The following is a 660-nucleotide window of genomic DNA, read 5'->3' on the forward strand; positions in this document are numbered from 1 at the left end:
ACCACTTGCTCGATGGCGCTGAGTTTTTGGTTGGCCCAAAGGACGTATTGAGCCATCAATCGTTGCTCGTGGGCCGTCCACACTCGCTCATGCGGCGATGCCGTGATCCAATACGCTGCCGCGATGGCCTGCATCCGCTCCGCTGGATCGATCGTTACCTGCGTAACCTCGGGCGATAGATGAACGATCGGCGTGAATTCTTCGTCGTTCGTGCTTGGGTTGGTGATCAAAAGGGGGCATCCGTATTAGCGAGGTCGTGCAGATGGCGAAGCAACCGGATCTCTTCGGTTACTGGCTCCGTTTCGACGTCGCGACCCTGGAAGTATTCGGTTTTCGGGACTAAACCCACGCCGTGCTTCACCTGCAGCGATGCGGTGATCACGTTGCAGATGACACTCAGCTTCGCATGAGCTTCCTTGTTGTTGCGGGCTTCCATCTCAGCGTCGCGTTTGAAGCTTCGGCTCTGGTTCTCTTCGGTCCGAAGGGCTTCTTTTAACCGGGTGATCTCGTTGTCTCGCTCGGATAGAAGCTCGATCAATTCTGCTTTCGTCGCCATTGGTTTTGCTCTCTCTCTACTTGGTTGCTCTCTTGTTACCACGACTCAATTTCATCCAGGGTGGCGGTCAGTTTTTCGGGCATGGTCGCCCGCTTGCTCCAAAG

Annotated in this window: 2 protein-coding genes; both read right to left on the minus strand. The window is 55.3% G+C overall.

The window, feature by feature from the left end:
* Nucleotides 1–230 (minus strand): hypothetical protein (locus RMSM_RS03120; RefSeq protein WP_008691436.1); only part of this gene is annotated, 230 nt, incomplete at its 3' end.
* Nucleotides 227–556 (minus strand): hypothetical protein, encoded by a 330-nt coding sequence (locus RMSM_RS03125; RefSeq protein WP_008691438.1) that lies wholly within the window; start codon nucleotides 554–556, stop codon nucleotides 227–229. The genes RMSM_RS03125 and RMSM_RS03120, both read right to left, overlap by 4 nt.
* Nucleotides 557–660 lie beyond the last annotated feature (104 nt).

Origin of the sequence: Rhodopirellula maiorica SM1, from assembly GCF_000346295.1 — a bacterium.
GTDB lineage: Bacteria > Planctomycetota > Planctomycetia > Pirellulales > Pirellulaceae > Novipirellula > Novipirellula maiorica.

What these genes read in the sequence shown, in the direction of transcription:
- RMSM_RS03125 (WP_008691438.1), bottom strand. Translation starts at nt 556, where the DNA reads ATGGCGACGAAAGCAGAATTGATCGAGCTTCTATCCGAGCGAGACAAC.